This is a genomic window from Dyella nitratireducens (genome assembly GCF_014642835.1).
Lineage (GTDB): Bacteria > Pseudomonadota > Gammaproteobacteria > Xanthomonadales > Rhodanobacteraceae > Dyella_B > Dyella_B nitratireducens.
In genome coordinates this window covers 333,352-352,125 of the sequence record NZ_BMJA01000005.1, presented here as the reverse complement: position 1 = coordinate 352,125, position 18,774 = coordinate 333,352, and the positions used below count along the sequence as shown (strand labels likewise).

Here is an 18,774-nt window from a genome sequence, read left to right as displayed (position 1 = left end):
AAAACGGCGCACGCCCAGAAGGCTGCGCCGTCGGTGTTGATCGTTCAGGCGTTGAAGTGGCCGTGTTCACCACTCGGTTGGCGTGGCGGCTGTTCCTGTGCAGTGCCATTGAGCACATAGGTGCTGGCCCAAAGGTCGTGCAGGCCCTGCTTGTGTTGCGTCCACGTGATGGCGAGATAGCAGACGATCGGGATCAGTCCGAAGACAGCGCCGAGCAATCTCACGATATTGCGCGCGGCAGAGCGCCCAAGCGTGATGCGCTGGCCATGGACGTCGGTGACGCGCAAGCGCAGCGCGAGCTTGCCTGGTGTCGCCTGCAGTTTGGATGCCTCGAAGAACATGTAATACAGAAATGTGATGGCCAGCGATGTCACGCTGGCACCTTCCGTCGCCTTGGCGTAATCACGCAGGGACGTGGCCATGTCGGCGCCACCTTGAATCTGGTCGAGCAGGTGCTTGTACGCGTCCATGCCGCCGAGCGCATACACCACGATCATGGATGGAATCATCAAGACGATCAGATCGATCACCCATGCGCCGAACCGTTGCCAGAAGCCAGCGTAGTCGAAGTACGTGGTGCTGCTTGCCGGCCGTGTTTGCAGCGGCGGTGGTCCATATGGATTGGGAGCAGGGGCAGGTTTGTCCTGCGGAAACAGCATCGACAGAGGCCTCCAGTCTGCCAGGCCGTCATACCAGGCGAGGTCGTCAGGACTAAGTTGGCCGCTGCGCAGCCACTCTTTTACCTGTTCTTCCTGATACGGGCCGTGGCGTTCGCCGTTGCGACCGATCCAGACTTCCATGGGATATTCCTCGATAAACAGAAGCGCATGATGCCATGCGCCTAAAAGAGATCGTGAACGGTGAGCGGTGCGGTGATCAGGCGGCGTCGCGGCGTTTCAGATGCACCAGCAGCAAGGAAATGGCCGCCGGTGTGACACCGCTGATGCGCGCCGCCTGACCAATGGTAGCCGGCATGCTGCGCTTAAGTTTCAACAGTACTTCGGCAGATAGCCCGCGTACCTTGTCATAGTCGAAACTGCCCGGAATAGCGGTGTTTTCGTGACGGCGCTGGCGTTCGATCTCCTCGCGCTGGCGCTCAAGATAGCCGGCATATTTGGCCTGGACTTCGACCTGGGCCGCGACGTCTTCGCGATCGGCCATGAGCCCTAGCTCAGGAACGCTGGCCAGTTTGTTGTAGTCGAGCTCCGGTCGGCGCAGCAGATCCAGCGCATTCGTTTCACGGCTTACCGCAATGCCGAGTTGGCGTTCGATCGCCGCACCCAGGGTGTTGTTCGGTGCAGCCCACAATGCGGCCAGACGCTGCGTTTCGCGTTCCACGGCTTCGCGTTTGGCGCGCAATGCATCGAAGCGTGTCTGCGGCACTACGCCGAGCGCGTAACCGGTTTCGGTAAGTCGTAGATCGGCGTTGTCCTCGCGCAAATGCAAGCGGTATTCCGCGCGCGAGGTGAACATGCGGTAGGGCTCGATCGTGCCGTTGCTGGTGAGATCGTCGATCAGCACGCCGATATAGGCTTCGTCGCGGCGCGGGTACCACGGCGTCTTGCCTTGCACTGCCAGTGCTGCGTTGAGCCCTGCGATCAGCCCTTGCGCTGCGGCCTCTTCGTAGCCGGTGGTGCCATTGATCTGGCCGGCGAAATACAGGCCAGGAATGGTCTTGGTTTCCAGCCACGGATGCAGGCCGCGTGGATCGAAGTAGTCGTATTCGATCGCATAGCCGGGACGTGTGATATGGGCTTTTTCGAAACCCTTGATCGAATGCACCAGCGCAAGCTGTATATCGAAGGGCAGCGATGTGGAGATGCCGTTCGGATAGATCTCGAAACTGTCCAAGCCTTCCGGCTCGATGAAGATCTGATGCGAGCCTTTGTCGGCAAAGCGCACGACCTTGTCTTCAATGGAAGGGCAGTAGCGCGGACCGATGCCCTCGATCTGCCCTGTATACAGGGGCGACCGATCGAGTGCACTGCGGATGATCTCGTGCGTGCGATCGCTGGTATGCGTGATCCAGCAACTGACCTGGCGCGGATGGTCATCGCGCGAGCCGAGGTAGGAGAATACCGGGGCGGGAGCATCGCCTGGCTGTTCATCCAGGTCGCTGAAATCGATGCTGCGCAGATCGATGCGCGGCGGCGTGCCGGTCTTCAGGCGGTCGGCGGCCACCGGCAGCTCACGCAGGCGCTGCGCGAGCGTCTTAGCTGGTGGATCTCCAGCGCGGCCACCTGCGTATTGGGCTGGGCCGATGTGGATCTTGCCGGCCAGGAAGGTGCCCGCTGTGAGCACTACGGACCTGGCGCGGAAGGAAACGCCCATTTGCGTCACCGCGCCCACTACCCGGCCTTGCTCGATCAGCAGATCGTCCACGGCTTGCTGGAACAGATCCAGATTCGGTTGCGTCTCCACCCTATGGCGGATGGCGGCTTTATATAGCGCCCGGTCAGCCTGGCAGCGGGTAGCGCGTACGGCGGGCCCCTTGGAAGCGTTTAGCGTGCGCCACTGGATGCCGGCGCGATCTGCTGCCTGGGCCATAACGCCTCCCAGGGCATCGATTTCCTTCACCAGATGGCCCTTGCCGATACCGCCGATGGCCGGGTTGCAGCTCATCTGGCCGATCGTTTCGATGTTGTGGCTCAACAGCAGCGTGCGCGCACCGCATCGCGCCGAAGCGAGCGCAGCTTCGGTGCCGGCGTGGCCGCCGCCGATCACGATCACGTCGTAGGAGGTCGGATGAAGCATCGGAGGGTAAATGCAAGAATGGACAAACGCTCATAATACTGCGAAGCATCTATCAGGGATGGCTTACGCGAAGCTGGCACGTTTTCTGCTTTAAATTAACTGCACTTTCACGGGCAGATGTCGCGCACTTTGCGCGCTGAGACAGGACGGCAGGGGTCCTTTCGCGTACCGGGTTAGGAAGCAGAGACGGCGCCCTTTCGGGGCGCCGTCTATTTTTTTGTCTTTTTGATCTCTCGAAGAGAGATCTGGCGCCCGGCGGTCTCAGGAACAGGGGGAATCCAGGATGACCGTAGTGCCGGGCGCCAGAAACTGGTGGCCCAAACGGGCAATAACGGATAAAGACCGCACCCCCCGTGGCGTGAGAAAGATCATCGCCCCTCACGTGTGAATATGAAGTGACTGAAACGCAAATTTCTGTCGACTAACGGCAACAGCTGACAGAAAAGGTCACAGCGTGATGTAAGCCAAAGTGAAGATGTGAACCACATCACGCGATGGCACGTCTGTTGCTCGACATTCCTTGCAACGCAAAGAAGGGGACGTGTCATGGATAACAGCAGTGAGTTTGCACCGGTCTATTTGCGGCATGACTTGATGGTGGAAATCGGTCGCCTCGAAATGGCGATGGAGCACCTCGTCGAGCGCGATATGACTCAGCAGGAGCAGCTTCGCCCGCGCCTCGAATCGCGCATGAACCATCTGCAAAGCGAGTTGGAGCATCTTCCCGTCTGACGGGATTCTTCAAATACCGCCTCGCGACGGCGACCATATGGTCGCCGTTTGCGTTTTCAGCGCTGCAAGACATTACCCACAATCTCGCTCAAGTTGGGTGACAATCCCTCGCGTTGCGCCAAACCTTCCAGCGCTTGCCGTGCCGCATTCCGGCGCACCGGCTCCAGTCGTTGCCAACCGTTGAACGCCGTGGCCAGGCGGGCGGCGATCTGCGGATTGAGCGCATCCAACTGCGCCAGGCGTTCGGCAAGGAATTGATACGCCGCGCCATCCATGCGATGGAATCCACTGGGGTTGCCGCTGGCAAACGCACCGAGCAGGGAACGGGCGCGATTGGGGTTCTTGAGCGTGAAAGATGGATCGCTTTCGAGATGCTTGATGATGGCGAGCGCCGGCTCGCCGGGTACCTGCGCTTGCACGGTGAACCATTTGTCCAGCGCCAGCGGATTGTCGGCATAGCGCTTGCGGAAATGCACCAGCGCCGTCGCTGCTTGTGGCGCGCGATGGCGTACCAGCACGCTAAGCGCGGCAAGACGATCGGTCATGCCGGACGCGCTGTCGTATTGCCTGATTGCCAATGCATAGGCTTGCTCTGCATCAAGCAGCGCCAGCAATTCGAGCACGCGGCGTTTGAGGCGTCGCCTGGCCTGGTTTGCGGCATCCAATTCGGGTGCGCCGGTATGTGCAGCGAGGGCGCGATAGCGTGCAACCAAGGCGTCGACACCGATCTCTTCGGCCAACCGATGCTGCATGGCCTGGCGTTGCGCATGAATCTTTGCCGGATCCACTTCGCTTTGCCGATCGGCGAATTCAATTTCGCCCGGGGGTGTCAGCAGGTCAGCAAGCAAGGCGTCGTCGATCGCATCCTGTTCGAACAGTGCGGCCAAGGCTTGTCGCCATGCCTTGTTCGCGATGGAGTCGTCACCGTCACGCAAGGTATCGAAGGCCAGCATGGCCAATTGCTGACCGGCCTCCCAGCGATTGAAGCCATCCGCATCATGCGTGAGCAGCAAGGCCAACTCATCCGGCGTGTAATCGCACTCGAGCACTACCGGCGCGGAAAAACCACGTAGCAGTGAAGGCACCGGCGCCGAGGGAACATGTTGGAACACAAAGCGCTGTGTTGGCTTGCTGAGCACAACGACTTTCTCGGTGCCATGCGCTTCGCCATCCAGATGCAAAGGCAGCATCTGACCATGGCGATCGAACAGTGACAGCTTGACCGGAATAGGCAGTGGCGCTTTTTCCACATGACCCGGCGTGGGGCGCGTTTGCTGCGAAAGTGTAAGCGTGTATGTGTGTTCTACCTCGTCGTACTCACCCTTTGCATGCAGCCGAGGCGTACCGGCTTGCGAATACCATGCGAGATACGAACTTAGGTTGATGTGATTGGCATCGCCCAGCGCGGCAAGAAAATCCTCGATCGTGGCTGCCTGTCCATCGTGACGCTCGAAATACAGATCCATACCGCGACGGAAGCCTTCCTGCCCCAGCCGTCCAGCCACCATGCGCACCAGCTCCGAACCTTTTTCGTAAACCGTTGCGGTGTAGAAGTTGTTGATCTCGCGATATTCCGCGGGGCGTACGGGATGCGCCAAGGGACCCGCGTCTTCCGGAAACTGCGTACGCCGCAATAGCGCAACGTCTTCAATGCGCTTCAACGCCGCCGAGTTCATGTCTGCAGAAAATTGCTGTTCGCGGAACACCGTCAGCCCTTCCTTGAGCGACAACTGAAACCAGTCGCGACAGGTAACGCGATTGCCGGTCCAGTTGTGGAAATACTCGTGCGCCACCACCGCTTCGACGGCACGGTATTCGTCGTCCGTGCTGATATCCGGATCAGCAAGCAGGTACTTCGCATTGAAAATGTTGAGCCCTTTGTTCTCCATCGCGCCCATGTTGAAATCGTGCGTGGCGACGACATGGAATACGTCCAGATCGAAACTGCGGCCATAGGTGTGTTCGTCCCAACGCATCGAGCGCTCCAGTGCGTCGAGTGCGTAGTGGCAGCAATCGATCACGTTGGCCTCGGACCAGATCACCAGCTTCACCTTGCGCCCATCGGCAGTGACGTAATCGCGCTGAATGCTTTCCAGGCGTCCGGCAACCAGGGCGAAGAGATAACACGGCCTGGGATGCGGATCGACAAAGCGTGCCCAGTGACGTCCATCCGCCAGCTCGCCACTGCCGGCGGGATTGCCACCGGCCAGCAGCACGGGAAAGCGCGAGCGATCGGCCCGCAAGGTCACCGTGTAGCGCGCAAGCACGTCCGGACGATCCGGAAAGAAGGTGATACGCCGAAAGCCTTCCGCTTCACACTGCGTCAACAGAAAGCCATGCTCGCGTGAGCCGGACAGATACAGGCCTTCCAGCGTGGTGTTGGCGGCGGGCCGCACACGAACGTGCGTTTCCAGCACGCTGCCGTCGCGGGCACCGCTCACTTCCAGCACGCTTTGCTCATAGCGATACTCGTGCGTATCAAGCTTGCGACCGTCGAGTGAAATCGAAAGCAGTTCCAGCCCTTCGCCGTCCAGCCGCAGCGTAGCCGGCTGTTGCGGATCGCAGTGCAACGTGAGGCGCGAGGAGACCTCGGTGGCATCGATCCCCAGGTCGATGTCCAGTTCAACGGTCTCTACCGACCATGCCGGAGGGCGGTAGTCATGCAGGCGGATCGGGGTGGTTTCGCTAACGAGGGTCATGGGCAGCCGATGAAGAGCGGGGATATCTCAGGCTACCATGAGGGTCTTTAGTCGACAGGACAAGCGGATGAGCGGATTTAGTCTCGAAAAGACCCAGTGGGGCATCCATGACATGTTCGTGCTGCACGATGTGCAGCGTGGCCGTCGCGTATGTGTCGCTCAACGCGGTGCGAATCTGGTGTCCCTCGAGCAGACCATCGATGGCGTCACCCATGCGTTGATCGACGGTTATCGCGATGCCGACGAGTTGGAGCGCAGCCCCAGTTCGCGTTCGGCCATCATGGCGCCGTTCGCCAATCGCATCGCTGAGGCCCGCTATACCTTCGATGGCAAGACGTACGACATGCAGCCCGGCGTGGAAGCGCAACGCGGTATCCGACATGGCTTTGTGCGGACCTTGGATTTCGATGTCGCCAGCCAGCATGCCGATACTCACGGCGCGCGCATGACGTTCAGCACGTCGGTCATTCGCCCCGGGACTTTTCCCGGCTATCCGTTTGCCATCGATCTCGCCGTTACATACGTACTTGATGCAAGCGGTTTGTCGCTGATGGTAAGCATGCGCAACGTCGGCAACGAGTCGGCGCCATGTTTCTTTGGGTGGCATCCGTACTTCCGCTTCGATGGCACCGAGCTGGATACGTGGGAACTGCAAGTGCCCGCTGCCAAGCTGGTGCGCACGTCGCCCGAGCTGATTCCACTGGCGGGGGAAGAGGCTTTCTTGCCGATCGAGCAGGCACCGAAGGAACTGGATTTCCGCCACTCCAGGCCGATTGGCAGCGTGAAAATCGACTGCGCTTTTGCGGACCTGGCACACGATGCCGATGGCCGGGTGCGTACGCGCTTGCGCGATCCGGCCAGCGGTCTACGCATCAGCATGTGGCAAGAGCGTGGCGTGGTGCTGGTGTTCACGGCCGATACCGTGAGCCGTGATGTACGTCGTGCCGTAGCCATGGAACCCATGGAAAGCATGTCCAACGCCTTCAATCGTGCCGACTGCGCCGACGCCATTCGGCTGGAGCCGGGTGTTGAGCGTGTGTTCCGTTGCGGCGTGGAGATCGATCGCGCATGAGCGTACGACTGCCCACATTGGATGAAATCCACGATGCGGCGGCACGCATCGCGCCGCATGCCGTGGTGACGCCGGTATGGCGCAACGCGTCGCTGGATGCGCTGACTGGTGCCGCGTTGTACTTCAAATGCGAAAACCTGCAGCGCGGTGGCGCCTTCAAATTCCGTGGCGCCTGCAATGCCGTGTGGTCGCTCACTGATGACGAAGCTGCTTGCGGTGTCGTTACGCACTCATCCGGCAATCACGGCAATGCGTTGGCGATGGCGGCTGCCACGCGTGGCATTGCCGCACACGTGGTGGTGCCCGAAGGCGCCGTTCGCGCCAAGGTGGAAGCGATCGAGCAGGCTGGCGCGACGCTGCATCGCTGCGCGCCAACCATCGCAGCGCGTGAGGCCACGGCTGCCGAAGTGCAGCAAGCCACTGGCGCAGTCATGGTGCATCCGTATGCGAACACGCATGTCATGGCGGGGCAGGGTACGTTGGTACTGGAGCTGCTGCAGCAGAGTGAGGGATTGGACACCATCATCACGCCGGTCGGCGGCGGCGGTCTGCTTTCCGGCTGCGCGATTGCGGCACACGGCGTGAAGCCCGCGATCAAGATGCATGGCGCCGAGCCTGCCGGTGCGGCGGATGCCGCGGAGTCGCTGGCACGCGGGTCTCGGATTGAGCATTTCACGCCGAATACCATCTGCGATGGCTTGCGCGCACTGATCGGCGAATCGAATCTGACCGCCCTGCGTGAACACTACGTTGAAGTCATCACAGTCAGCGACGAAGAAACCATCGCCGCCATGAAACTGCTCTGGCAAAACCTCAAACTGATGGTGGAAGTATCGAGTGCCACAGCATTCGCAGCCGTTCTCAAGCAGCGCGAGCGTTTTGCCGGACGCCGGGTGGGTGTCGTGCTGACCGGTGGCAACGTCGATCTCGATGACTTGCCCTGGTGAGAAAAAAGGGGACAGGTGCGTGATTGCACGAATGAGCTCGCATCACGTCACAAATTATCGATGCCCACATCGGTTTAACCAAAATCAGACACGCCATTCAACGCGACGCTGAAAAAGTCCAGCCACGTTTTCACCTTCGAAAAGACCGGCCGCCGGCCGCATGGCCGGTGCCGAATCGATATGACCAACGTTGGAGGGAGCCGTCATGCAGTCATCGATGATCGATTTGGACCACCCGCGCAAGAACGCCATTGCCGTCATGCAGGCCAGCGTACCGGTCGAACTATGGCGGCAAAACGCCAGCTTTGTGCAGCGATTGAGGGAAGTCATCGCCAATCATCCGGTCACCCGGCATATTGCGATTGGCGTACTCCAGCGCGGAGAACTGGATCCGGCATCCATGTGCCGCATTCATTTGGAATATCGCCACGCCATCGTGCAGATCTTTACCGATGCTTTGCTGGCCGCGCAGATGCAGACCCGGCAACTGGAGCCACGCTTGCATCCCGGCGCCAAGCTCGCGCCCCGCTTTCTGATGACCTTGAATGATCTGGACGAATTCGGCTTTCGCCCCGGTAGTGATGCCGACGGTTATTACCGAGGTAATCCGATGTATGCGCATTATCCCTTGTTCGAACGCGTGCTTGACGATTACGGCATTACGCAAGCGGAGCGAAAAGCTTACGTGCCAAGCCGCATTGCGCGCGCGGTACGCTCGTTCCTCGAGCGTAGCTACCGCAATTATCTGGATGTGACCGCCCTGCTGGCCGTCGCCGAGGAAGAGGTGGTGCTGTTCAGTCCAGCCCTGCGCACTGCGACCAAGGCGTTGAACATCGACGTCAGCGACGGCTATTACTTCGTGCACGGCGTCAGCAGCGATGACAGCGCGGAAGCGGCCGACGACGATCACGAAAACGATCTCTGGCTGGTCCTCACCCAGGCGCTTACGCCGGACCAGCAGGCGCGCATCGAGACACTATGTCTGCACTATTGCGACCTGTGGGATCGCTTCTGGACCTTCCAGATGAGCCGGGCCACGTCGCGGCGGCGCGCTCGCCGTACCCATCGGCCCGCGGGCACCTCCGTGGTGGGTAGTGAGCACTGGGTCGCTTTTTAAGAGTTGGACAATCCGTGCTTTCGTATGGGAAGCATGGTTGTCATCAGCGTATTGCCGATGCGTCATTGAGGATGCATCGGCGCGCAAGCGCAAGAAACCGCAAGCCTGAAAGACACCGCGCAGGATGCAATTCGTATTCACGCGCAGGGATTTTTGATGCCAATCACGGCTGGGAATCTAAAAATCGCTCATCCTGCCCGCCGAGTGTGTGTCACCAGCATCGAGCAACAGGGGGGCCTATGATCGAGCTGGAAATCCAGGTTCTCTCCGATCGGAGAGAGGGCTTGGTTATGGAGCTTGGGCAAGTTATTACCGCTAATCACTATGCATTGCTGCGCCAGCGTCTTACACAGGACGGACGTGGTGCATGGTTGTCGATGGTCGTGCGTGGCCCTTCCGAGCAGCGTTTCGCGCTGGAGGAGATGCTGGGTTCGCACAATCGGGTGCTGAGCTTCGAGGCGTCACTTTGCGAAGAGGCGACGGCAATTTCAGTGGCTGCGCCGAAAACGGCATGGCCTTCCTTTCTACCGGAATTCAGGGTCGAATCCGAGCGAACTGTCGCCGCGCCGGATATCGAGCAGGTCGAACAGCTCCTGCCTAAGTTGAAGCAGGATTTTCCAAACATCTATCCCTGGCTGGCAGCGCTCGAACACCATGTGACAGGTCCTGCGCGTGAGCCTTCGCTGTTCCTGGCCGGGCGACGAGCTGGCGTATGGGTATACAAGCGCGACTACGCCCTGGATTCACCCTTGAGTCTGGGCGATGCGATCAAGCGTGTCGCCGTACCGGCTTTGCGGCAGATTGCTGAGATCGAGCAGCGCGGCGTGCATGTGCACGTACTCAATGGTCCCTTGTGCGCTGCGGATGGCCGTTCTGGTTGTCGCTTCTACGGCGGTTACCTGGAGGGCCTGCTGGGTGCGGCGGTGGCGGGCAAGAAAGTACGTGTGAGGCATCTCAGTTGCAGAAGTGCCGGTGCGGCGCATTGCAGCCTGGAAATCGCGCATTGACTTAGCGGTATCCTGCGCATCTTCGATGATGCTGGAAGGGGAACACCGTGGCGACCACGCGCGTACGCTGCCATTGGGCAGCCGATGGCGAATTGATGCAGGCGTATCACGACACCGAGTGGGGTGTACCGCTGCACGACGACCGGATGCTGTTCGAATTCCTGTGCCTGGAAGGCGCGCAAGCAGGTCTGTCGTGGCGCACTGTGCTGCACAAGCGCGATCACTACCGCCGCGCATTCCATGACTTCGATCTTGCCCGTGCCGCCGCATTGAAGGATCGCGATCTGGAAAAGCTGCTGCTCGATCCGGGCCTGATCCGCAACCGCCTCAAGATCACTTCCGTGCGCGACAACGCCAAAGCGGCCCTGGACGTGATCGACGAATACGGCAGCCTGGATGCGTACCTGTGGTCTTTCGTCGATGGCAAGCCGGTTCGCAATACCTGGCGTACCCGCCAGGACGTTCCGGCCAGCACGCCGGTTTCGGACCACATGAGCAAGTCACTGAAAAAGCGCGGCTTTCGTTTCGTCGGCAGCACCATCTGCTATGCCTTTATGCAGGCGACCGGCATGGTCAACGATCATCTGGTGGAGTGTTTTAGGCATAAGGCATGTGCTGCGAAGGGCTGAGGTGAGAGGCGCTCCGCCGCGTTAGAATGCCGCCATCCGTTGGCCTACCGAGATCCGCACATGAAGCCGTTTCCACTTCCCAGCAAACGTCGTGGCAGCGGTTCCGTGTTCCATCCATGCGTTGCGCTACTGCTGCTCCTGCCATGGGCAGCCCACGCCAAAACCGGTGACCGCAACCAGCCGATGAACACCTCGCAAGTCTCCGTCAACGGCTTCAACGCGCCCAATACCATCACCACCCTTACCGGCAATGTCGTGGTGACCCAGGGCACCATGAAGGCTACCGGAGACGTCGCACAGATTTATCTGGATGGGCAAAGCCAGGTCAGCCGCATCGTGATGAAAGGCCGTCCAGCACATATCCAACAGTTGGATGACAACGATCATCTGATGACCGGTGAGGCGCCCACGCTGGATTACGACAACATCAACGGCATCGCCGTGCTGCAACCGAACGCCGTGGTCACCCAGCAAGGCATGGGTGACGCGCATGCTGACAAGCTCACCTACAACACCAACACCACCTATTTCACCGGTACCGGCAACGTGAGCATGACCTACCTGCCCAAGCAGCGGCAGAACGCGAATGCACCGCAACCGGCACCCGCGCCGGCATCCACCACGGCGGCGCCGGCCAAGTAATCAGCGCCGCCGCGAGCCGCGTAGGCTGTCGATCGAGAAACTGGCTATCTCGCCGCCACCTTTTGCGCGGCGGGATTGGCCCGGTGCCGGGCCCCAGGCGTGGGCCGTCACGACTTCCCAGGTGGCGGGAATGCGGCTATCAACCCGCATCGCCTCGTACGCGGCCAGCATGGCCTGAAAGTGGCGTTTGCCGGTAAGGCCGCGTTCCCGGCCGCGATCGGCGTGGGTGGCGCCAAGGCCTTTCAGTTCGCGCAGCAACGCCTTCGGTTCGCTATAGGTCAAGGTAAAGCGATCCACATCCAGCACCGGATCGCGCAAGCCGGCCGTGATCATCGCGTCGCCGAGATCATGCATATCCAGAAACCGGCTCACGTGCGAATGCTGATCCACGGAGGCCCATGCTGCACGCAACTCACGCAGCGTGTCAGGGCCGAAGGTGGAGAACAGCAGCATGCCGCCGGGCTTCAACACGCGCACGCACTCGCCGAACAGTGCGGGCAGATCGTCGATCCACTGGAAGCACAGATTCGAATGCAGCACGTCTACGCTATGGTCGGGAAGCGGCAAGGAAGTCGCTTCGCCACACACGCGTGCGAACGGCTTAAGCCAGCTGGCGTGCGACTTGGCCGTGCGCAGCATCGGCAACGCCACATCCATGGCGATCACTTGCGCCTTGTTGTAGCGCTTCTTCAGCAGCGCGCTACCGCGGCCGGTGCCCGCGCCCACGTCAATGACGTGTTCGGGCTGCTGCAGATAGAAGTCCAAACGTTCCAGCAACAACTGTTGTACTTCGCGCTGCAGTGCATCGTGTTGCTCATACGTTCCGGCAGCGTGGCTGAAGTTGGTGCGCACGCGCTGCGCATCGATGTGGAAATCGCTCATGCGTTCTGCTCCAGCCATGGCCGCAGCGCTTGCGCGACGGCATCTGCATGGCTCAGGAAAGGCGCGTGTCCGGCACGTGCAATCACGTGGAATTCGCCTTGGCTGGCCTGTGCAGACCATTCCATCGCGGAAGGATGCACCAGCCGATCGAGACGGCCGGCGCTCCACCAACTGCCATGGGGTTTCAAATGTGAAAGGCCGGCGCGCAAATCGGTCTCGTCCAACAGGCGGATACCTTCCTGCAATACACGTAGATCCGGCTCGCCGCGTGCAAATACTTCGGCGCGCAGCTTGCGCAGTTCGCCACGTGGATCGGGGCTGCCCATCACCTCCAGCGCAAGGAAGCGCTCGATGGTGGCGTGGTAATCCGTTTCCAGATCGGTGGCGAGCTGGCGCACCAGTGAAGGATCACGCCCTTGCGGCCAGTCGTCACCACTCACGAAACGCGGCGTCGCGCAAAGCATGGCAAGACCGCGCACCTGCTGAGGAAAATCCAGTGCGCCCTGCAGTGCGATCAATCCGCCGAGTGACCAGCCCAGCCAGATCGCCGAAGGTGTGGCCTCGGCGATGGCGCGTGCGCACGCCTGCGGCTCCAGCGGCAGGCCACAATCGCGCGAAAAGCCATGGCCTGGCAGGTCCACCAGATACATCGTGCAGTGTTCGCGCAACACCTCGACCAGCAGGTTGAAGATGCCGCCGTGCATCGCCCAGCCGTGCAGCATGACCAGCGGGATCGAGCCGCTGCCTTGGGTTTCGATATAGAGGCTCATGCACGGATGTCTTCCGGAGAGGATTGCGGTGAGGGGGACGACCCGGAGGGGAGCAGCGCCTTATCTACGGCGCCACGTTCATCAAACACGAAGCAGTCGCCCTGCCAGTGCGTGCCGCCCACTTCCTCGAAGTACTTCAGAATCCCGCCTTCCAGCTGGAACACGCGTTCCATGCCGATGTCCTGCATATACAACGCAAACTTCTCGCAGCGAATCCCGCCGGTGCAGTACGACACGATGGTTTTCTCCGCATAGCGGGCACGATCGGCTTCCACGGCAGAAGGGAGTTCCGTGAAGCTTCCAATGCGATAATCCACGGCCTGCGGAAACATGCCGACATCTGTTTCGTAGGCATTGCGCGTATCCAGCAATACCACGTCGCGTCCCTCGTCATCATGTCCCTGGTCCAGCCAACGCTTGAGCGTGGCGGCATCCACCGCGGGCGCGCGGCCGCCTTCAGGACGAATCGTCGGATGACGCAGCGTGATGATCTCCTTCTTCAGGCGCACGCGCATGCGTTGGAACGGGACGTCGTCGGAGAGAGATTCCTTGCCCTGCAAGCCGGCAAAGCGTGGGTCGTAGTGCAGCCAATGCATGAAGGCATCCACCGCCTCACGCGAGCCGGCAAGAAACAGATTGATGCCTTCCGGCGCCAGTAGAATGGTGCCTTTCAGCGCCAGCGCATGGCATTGCGCCAGCATGCGCTCACGCAGCGCGGGCAGATCGTCCAGGCTGACGAAGCGATAGGCAGAGATATTCAGGGTCGACATAACAGGGAATAGGCGTGCGAGGCGCAATTATACCGGGGCACCAGCCAGCCGCAGGGACGCCAGCGCTTCCAGCAATTGGTCCACATGCGCTTCTTCATGGGCGGCAGACAGCGTAATGCGCAGACGCGCCTGACCTTGCGGCACGGTAGGCGGGCGAATGGCCACGACCAGCAGGCCTTTTGCTTCCAAGGCTCGCGATGCTTCCAGGGCGCGTTGCGCATCGCCGAGCAGCAAGGGCTGAATCGCCGTGCGCGAAGCCATCAGCGGAAGACCGAGTTGCTCGGCGCCCTGGCGAAAGCGCTGGATCAACGCGTTGAGTTTTTCGCGGCGCCAGTTTTCCGTGCGCGCAAGGGTCACGGCGCAGTGTGTTGCCGCTGCCAGCGCAGGTGGCATGGCGGTGGTGTAGATATACGTGCGGGCGAATTGAACCAGGCCATCGATCAAGCTGGCTGGGCCGGCGACGAACGCACCGCTGCATCCAAGCGCCTTGCCCAGGGTTGCCATCAGCACGGGTACATCGCGCTCGCTCAAGCCTGCTTCCGCCACGCTGCCGGCGCCATCGTCGCCAAGCACGCCAAGTCCGTGCGCGTCGTCCACCATCAGCGTCGCACTTTCGCGGGCGCACAACATGGCAAGCTCAGGCAGCGGCGCGATATCGCCGTCCATGCTGAATACGCCGTCGGTGGCGAGCAGGGCACAAGCTTCGTCATCGCTGTGCAATTGGCGCGCGGCGGCGTCGACATCGGCATGCGGATAACGCTTCAACGTCGCGCCAGCCAGTTGCGCGCCGTCGAGCAGGCAGGCGTGGTTGAGCTTGTCCTGCACACACAACTCGCCACGTTGCAGCAGCGCCTGCGTCACGCCGAGATTGGCCATGTAGCCGGTGGAAAACAGCAGTGCGCGCTCGCGGCCGGTCCATTCGGCCAGCGCCTCTTCCAGTTCGGCATGTTCGCGCCGATGGCCGCAGATAAGGTGCGCGGAGCCACTGCCGACGCCACTCTCATCAGCCGCCTGCTTCCAGGCGGCGATCAGGCGGGAATCCTGTGCCAGCCCTAGATAATCATTGCTGCAGAAAGCCAACAGGCGCTGCCCGTTGCTTTCGACACAAGGCCCTTCGACGCGGGTAATGGTGCGCAAGCGACGTTGTAACTGTGCCTGCGCGCGCTCCGCCGTTTGGACGGCTAATCGTTGGAGCAGATCAGGCCGCGGCACTGCAGCCACAGCCCTGCCCGCAGCCGCCCGCTTCCACTTCGAGAATATCCGCATGCACGGTGTCGGTATCTTCCGTGATTTCCAGTGCATGCAGGTCGAGACGACGGAACAGCGCGCGGTCGTGTTCCACATCCGGATTGCCGGTGGTCAACAGTTTTTCGCCGTAGAAAATCGAATTGGCGCCAGCGAAGAAACACAGCGCCTGCACGGCATCGTCCATCTGCTGGCGGCCGGCGGAGAGGCGCACCATCGATGCGGGCATCAGGATGCGTGCCACGGCGATCGTGCGCACGAACTCGAACGGGTCCAGTGCCTCGGTGCCGTGCAGCGGGGTGCCTGGCACCTGCACCAGCTGGTTGATCGGCACCGATTGCGGATGCTCTGGAAGATTGGCCAGCGTCTGCAGCAGACCAGCGCGTTGCCCGCGCGTTTCGCCCATGCCGACGATGCCGCCGCAGCAGGTTTTCAGGCCGACCTGGCGCACGTGTTCCAGCGTATCCAGGCGATCCTGGTACTGGCGCGTGTGGATGACCTCGCCGTAGAACTCCGGCGCGGTATCCAGGTTGTGGTTGTAGTAGTCGAGGCCGGCCTGCTTCAGCGTCTGCGCCTGTTCACCGGAGAGCATGCCCAGCGTGGCGCAGGTTTCCAGGCCCAATGCTTTTACCGCCGAGACGATTTCCGCTACCTGGGCCACGTCGCGGTCTTTCGGGCTGCGCCACGCGGCGCCCATGCAGAAGCGGCTGGCACCGGCGCTCTTCGCGGCCTGCGCGCGGGCGACCACGCTTTCCACCGACATCAGCTTTTCCGTCTTGACACCGGTGTGGTACCTCGCGGCCTGTGGGCAGTAGCCGCAGTCCTCCGGGCAGCCGCCAGTCTTGATCGACAGCAGGGTCGATACCTGCACCGCGTTCGGATCGTGATGCTCGCGATGCATGCTGTGTGCGCGGTGCAGCAGCTCGTTGAAGGGCAGGGCGAACAGGGCGACGACTTCGTCGCGGGTCCAGTCGTGGCGAAGGGCGGCTGCAGTCATGGAAAGGCTCCGGTAAACCGGCGACAGTGTGGGAGCCGTTCGACGGGCTGTCAACCTGATCCGCGGATGTATGGTTGACAGAGTGGATGAGCCCTGGACCCGTTAACATCCGCAGACCATCCATCGAAGGAGTCGATTCATGAGCGCAGCAGGTCAGGGCAGTGCCGGGAATGTCATCGCCGCCATCTGCAGCCTGTTCATTCCGGGACTGGGCCAACTGGTGCAGGGGCGTTTTCTGAAAGCCGTGCTGATGTTTGTGCTGGCTGGCGTGCTCTGGATTTTCTGGATGGGCTGGATCATCCATTTGTGGTCGATCCTCGACGCGGCGATGTTCAAGCCGAACCACTGAGCGGACACCTTGCGCATGGATGCGCCAATCCGCTGGGTCTCCAAACTCCATCACTGGCTGCTGCCATGGCGTTGCCTGTTGTGCGGCGACGCCGGTGCAAATGGCATAGACTTGTGCGCCGATTGTGCCGCTGAGCTGCCACGCAATACGTACTGCTGTCAGCGCTGCGCCTTGCCGCTATCGATCTCAACGCCGCTGTGTGGGCGCTGCCAGCGCAAGGCGCCGCCTTGGGATGCAGCTTGGGCACCTTTCCGTTATGCGTGGCCGCTTGACCGCTTGGAAACACGTTTCAAGTTCAGCCGCGACCTGGCCGCCGGGCGTGTGCTTGCCACGATGTGGCGCCGCGCGCCGCGGCCACGCGAGTTGCCGCAACTCATTCTTCCCGTACCGCTGCACCATCGCCGTCTGCGGGAGCGCGGTTACAACCAGGCGCTGGAGATGGCGCGACCACTTGCGAGCGTTCTCGGCATTCCTTGCCGGCACGACATTCTGCTACGCATGCGCCATACCGATGCCCAAACAGGACTGGACGCAGTCGAACGTCGGCGCAATCTTCGTGGTGCCTTTGCATTGCGTAACGCTGCCATATTGCCTGCGCATGTGATTGTTCTTGATGACGTGCTCACGACTGGCGCCACCCTCGCGGAGTGCGCTCGGACTTTGAAGCGTGCCGGCGTAGAGCGTGTGGATGTATGGGCACTTGCTCGCGCGCCCATTTCCGGCAATGGGATGTGAAGGCAGGCAAGATCGATCCTGTCTTATTGTTGATCGTACTTATCGTGGCACCGAGTCATTTCGAGTTTTCTGTTCCTCAGAAAATCAAATGATTCCTATGTAGGTGCAGTGTGTAGACATTACATAGTTGTGAGCTTTGCGACGCAAAGATGCAGCGCATATCGCAACACTCATATATGTAATCGTGGCCGTATGACTCCCAAAGCAAGATCAAAGACGTGCGCGTCATGCCACGCTCCGTGTGTGCTCGCCAAGTATCCAAGGCATCCGATATGGCGGAGTCAATCTAGAAGTGCATCATCGATTTGGTCTGCCAGGTCGTGGCCTCCTAGTGCACGCATGAACATCTCCGCCGGACAGCGATAATCCAAGGTTGCCCGAGGACGAAGGTTTAATCGACGTGCAATCGCATCCAATTGGCGCTGCATGTAAATCGATAGGTCTTCTCCTTTAGGCAGGTATTGGCGCAACAGACCGCTTGTGTTTTCGCAGATGCCACGTTGCCAGGGACTAGGGGGGATCGGCAAAGTAGATCGCCAAGCCGGTTCGACGCGACAGGGTTTTGTGCAGCGCCATTTCCTTGCCCTGATCGTAGGTCAGGCTTCGGCGTAACGAAGCGGGCAGCGGCGCGAACGCGCGGCTAAATCCTTCCAGTGCTTCCTGCGCTGAACTACCGTGCAATTTGACCAGCTTCAAGAACAGCGTCTGGCGATCCACGAGCACGCCAACCAGCGCCGTGCTACGCGTACCTTTGATCAGATCACCCTCCCAATGCCTTGGCAATAGCCGTTCATTCGCTTCGGGCGGTCAATCATGGATGCTCGGTAAATCGGGCATCTGGCCCCGCCGATCGCTCCCTTGGTCGCGAGGACGACGCGCGCATTTGTGGTGTCTAAGTAGCGCTACCAGGGCTTGGCGCAGATGCCCACGTAGCGCGGCATAGATGGCGGTGTAAATCGTCTCGTGGGACACGTGCCAATCCGGTTGACCAGGATACTGGTGTCGCAGTGTGCGGCTGATCTGTTGCGGGAACCAGCCCTTGCCTAACAGGCGTTCTACCCACCGCCACAGGCGTGAGGTCGGCGGCAATTTGCGCGGGCGCCGTGGCTTATGGCACATCCGCGCCGCTCGGTGGCGGGCACGTTGCGCGTCATACGTCAGACGCGGCCATCCCATGAACGGACCATCCATGAGCTCACGATGGGGCGTTTCGCGCCAATTCCCGTGAAATGGTGCCGGGCGAACGCCCCAACCAAGCCGCTAGCTGACGAGCGCTTTCTCCGCGTACTTTACCGACCATGATCGCGCTACGTTCTTCGGCACTCAAATGACTGTAACCACGTCCCATGCAGCACCTCATTCGAGGTGTTGCACTTGAGTCTAGAGATCGCCACGTTTCTATGTCACGAATGGCATACGCTTTGCGA

Annotated in this window: 17 protein-coding genes and 1 pseudogene; 9 read left to right on the top strand and 9 right to left on the bottom strand. The window is 60.8% G+C overall.

All coding sequences use genetic code 11. From position 1 onward, the window contains the following. Positions 1–44: 44 nt before the first annotated feature. The gene (locus IEX75_RS21890) at positions 45–800 is read right to left on the bottom strand and encodes an RDD family protein (RefSeq protein ID WP_188797752.1); all 756 of its coding nucleotides are present in this window, start codon (positions 798–800) and stop codon (positions 45–47) included. 76 nt (positions 801–876) lie between these two features. After that, positions 877–2,754: a tRNA uridine-5-carboxymethylaminomethyl(34) synthesis enzyme MnmG gene (mnmG, locus tag IEX75_RS21885; RefSeq protein WP_188797749.1), complete on the bottom strand. Its 1,878-nt coding sequence runs from the start codon at positions 2,752–2,754 to the stop codon at positions 877–879. Positions 2,755–3,300: 546 nt separating this feature from the next. On the opposite strand from mnmG, the gene IEX75_RS21880 reads away from it, so the two are divergent. Next, complete coding sequence (locus tag IEX75_RS21880; protein ID WP_188797747.1) at positions 3,301–3,486, top strand: hypothetical protein; 186 nt, start codon at positions 3,301–3,303, stop codon at positions 3,484–3,486. Positions 3,487–3,542: 56 nt separating this feature from the next. On the opposite strand, the gene pepN is transcribed toward IEX75_RS21880, so the two are convergent. Beyond that, entirely contained in the window at positions 3,543–6,185 is a 2,643-nt protein-coding gene (gene pepN / locus IEX75_RS21875; protein ID WP_188797745.1) for an aminopeptidase N, read from the bottom strand. A 67-nt stretch (positions 6,186–6,252) separates the two neighbouring features. Here pepN and IEX75_RS21870 point away from each other — a divergent pair, with 67 nt between their 5' ends. The 6 genes from IEX75_RS21870 (at position 6,253) to lptA (ending at position 11,599) form a co-directional block, all read left to right on the top strand. Further along, complete coding sequence (locus tag IEX75_RS21870; protein ID WP_188797743.1) at positions 6,253–7,257, top strand: aldose 1-epimerase; 1,005 nt, start codon at positions 6,253–6,255, stop codon at positions 7,255–7,257. Then, positions 7,254–8,204, top strand: a complete 951-nt coding sequence (locus IEX75_RS21865) for a pyridoxal-phosphate dependent enzyme (protein WP_188797741.1) — start codon at positions 7,254–7,256, stop codon at positions 8,202–8,204. Before IEX75_RS21870 ends, IEX75_RS21865 begins: the two co-directional genes overlap by 4 nt. Before the next feature lie 205 nt (positions 8,205–8,409). Beyond that, the gene (locus IEX75_RS21860) at positions 8,410–9,321 is read left to right on the top strand and encodes an iron-containing redox enzyme family protein (protein WP_188797739.1); all 912 of its coding nucleotides are present in this window, start codon (positions 8,410–8,412) and stop codon (positions 9,319–9,321) included. A 239-nt stretch (positions 9,322–9,560) separates the two neighbouring features. Next, positions 9,561–10,328, top strand: coding sequence for a hypothetical protein (locus IEX75_RS21855; RefSeq protein ID WP_188797737.1), 768 nt, complete (start codon positions 9,561–9,563; stop codon positions 10,326–10,328). A 47-nt stretch (positions 10,329–10,375) separates the two neighbouring features. After that, entirely contained in the window at positions 10,376–10,957 is a 582-nt protein-coding gene (locus IEX75_RS21850) for a DNA-3-methyladenine glycosylase I (RefSeq protein WP_268236501.1), read from the top strand. A 60-nt stretch (positions 10,958–11,017) separates the two neighbouring features. Further along, on the top strand, positions 11,018–11,599 hold the full coding sequence (gene lptA, locus IEX75_RS21845; RefSeq protein WP_188797735.1) for a lipopolysaccharide transport periplasmic protein LptA: 582 nt from the start codon (positions 11,018–11,020) through the stop codon (positions 11,597–11,599). Here lptA and bioC read toward each other — a convergent pair whose 3' ends face one another. The 5 genes from bioC to bioB are packed head-to-tail and all read right to left on the bottom strand — an operon-like array spanning position 11,600 to position 16,263. Further along, complete coding sequence (gene bioC / locus IEX75_RS21840) at positions 11,600–12,481, bottom strand: malonyl-ACP O-methyltransferase BioC (RefSeq protein ID WP_188797733.1); 882 nt, start codon at positions 12,479–12,481, stop codon at positions 11,600–11,602. Further along, a complete protein-coding gene (gene bioH, locus IEX75_RS21835; protein ID WP_188797731.1) occupies positions 12,478–13,251 on the bottom strand; it encodes a pimeloyl-ACP methyl ester esterase BioH in 774 nt (257 codons plus the stop codon). Before bioH ends, bioC begins: the two co-directional genes overlap by 4 nt. Further along, positions 13,248–14,021, bottom strand: a complete 774-nt coding sequence (locus tag IEX75_RS21830; protein WP_188797729.1) for a sulfurtransferase — start codon at positions 14,019–14,021, stop codon at positions 13,248–13,250. The genes bioH and IEX75_RS21830 overlap by 4 nt, the downstream gene beginning before the upstream one ends. 27 nt (positions 14,022–14,048) lie before the next feature. Then, on the bottom strand, positions 14,049–15,233 hold the full coding sequence (gene bioF / locus IEX75_RS21825) for an 8-amino-7-oxononanoate synthase (RefSeq protein WP_188797795.1): 1,185 nt from the start codon (positions 15,231–15,233) through the stop codon (positions 14,049–14,051). Further along, a complete protein-coding gene (gene bioB, locus IEX75_RS21820; RefSeq protein WP_188797727.1) occupies positions 15,220–16,263 on the bottom strand; it encodes a biotin synthase BioB in 1,044 nt (347 codons plus the stop codon). The genes bioF and bioB overlap by 14 nt, the downstream gene beginning before the upstream one ends. A gap of 139 nt (positions 16,264–16,402) precedes the next feature. Here bioB and IEX75_RS21815 point away from each other — a divergent pair, with 139 nt between their 5' ends. Together IEX75_RS21815 and IEX75_RS21810 are read left to right on the top strand one after the other, a co-directional pair. After that, the gene (locus tag IEX75_RS21815; protein WP_188797725.1) at positions 16,403–16,612 is read left to right on the top strand and encodes a hypothetical protein; all 210 of its coding nucleotides are present in this window, start codon (positions 16,403–16,405) and stop codon (positions 16,610–16,612) included. A gap of 15 nt (positions 16,613–16,627) precedes the next feature. After that, a complete protein-coding gene (locus IEX75_RS21810) occupies positions 16,628–17,347 on the top strand; it encodes a ComF family protein (RefSeq protein WP_188797723.1) in 720 nt (239 codons plus the stop codon). A 281-nt stretch (positions 17,348–17,628) separates the two neighbouring features. Here the strand turns inward: IEX75_RS21810 and IEX75_RS21805 are convergent. Next, positions 17,629–18,695, bottom strand: a pseudogene (locus tag IEX75_RS21805) (IS30 family transposase). Positions 18,696–18,774 lie beyond the last annotated feature (79 nt).

What these genes read in the sequence shown, in the direction of transcription:
- IEX75_RS21890 (WP_188797752.1), bottom strand. Translation starts at nt 800, where the DNA reads ATGGAAGTCTGGATCGGTCGCAACGGCGAACGCCACGGCCCGTATCAG.
- mnmG (WP_188797749.1), bottom strand. Translation starts at nt 2,754, where the DNA reads ATGCTTCATCCGACCTCCTACGACGTGATCGTGATCGGCGGCGGCCAC.
- IEX75_RS21880 (WP_188797747.1), top strand. Translation starts at nt 3,301, where the DNA reads ATGGATAACAGCAGTGAGTTTGCACCGGTCTATTTGCGGCATGACTTG.
- pepN (WP_188797745.1), bottom strand. Translation starts at nt 6,185, where the DNA reads ATGACCCTCGTTAGCGAAACCACCCCGATCCGCCTGCATGACTACCGC.
- IEX75_RS21870 (WP_188797743.1), top strand. Translation starts at nt 6,253, where the DNA reads ATGAGCGGATTTAGTCTCGAAAAGACCCAGTGGGGCATCCATGACATG.
- IEX75_RS21865 (WP_188797741.1), top strand. Translation starts at nt 7,254, where the DNA reads ATGAGCGTACGACTGCCCACATTGGATGAAATCCACGATGCGGCGGCA.
- IEX75_RS21860 (WP_188797739.1), top strand. Translation starts at nt 8,410, where the DNA reads ATGCAGTCATCGATGATCGATTTGGACCACCCGCGCAAGAACGCCATT.
- IEX75_RS21855 (WP_188797737.1), top strand. Translation starts at nt 9,561, where the DNA reads ATGATCGAGCTGGAAATCCAGGTTCTCTCCGATCGGAGAGAGGGCTTG.
- lptA (WP_188797735.1), top strand. Translation starts at nt 11,018, where the DNA reads ATGAAGCCGTTTCCACTTCCCAGCAAACGTCGTGGCAGCGGTTCCGTG.
- bioC (WP_188797733.1), bottom strand. Translation starts at nt 12,481, where the DNA reads ATGAGCGATTTCCACATCGATGCGCAGCGCGTGCGCACCAACTTCAGC.
- bioH (WP_188797731.1), bottom strand. Translation starts at nt 13,251, where the DNA reads ATGAGCCTCTATATCGAAACCCAAGGCAGCGGCTCGATCCCGCTGGTC.
- IEX75_RS21830 (WP_188797729.1), bottom strand. Translation starts at nt 14,021, where the DNA reads ATGTCGACCCTGAATATCTCTGCCTATCGCTTCGTCAGCCTGGACGAT.
- bioB (WP_188797727.1), bottom strand. Translation starts at nt 16,263, where the DNA reads ATGACTGCAGCCGCCCTTCGCCACGACTGGACCCGCGACGAAGTCGTC.
- IEX75_RS21815 (WP_188797725.1), top strand. Translation starts at nt 16,403, where the DNA reads ATGAGCGCAGCAGGTCAGGGCAGTGCCGGGAATGTCATCGCCGCCATC.
- IEX75_RS21810 (WP_188797723.1), top strand. Translation starts at nt 16,628, where the DNA reads ATGGATGCGCCAATCCGCTGGGTCTCCAAACTCCATCACTGGCTGCTG.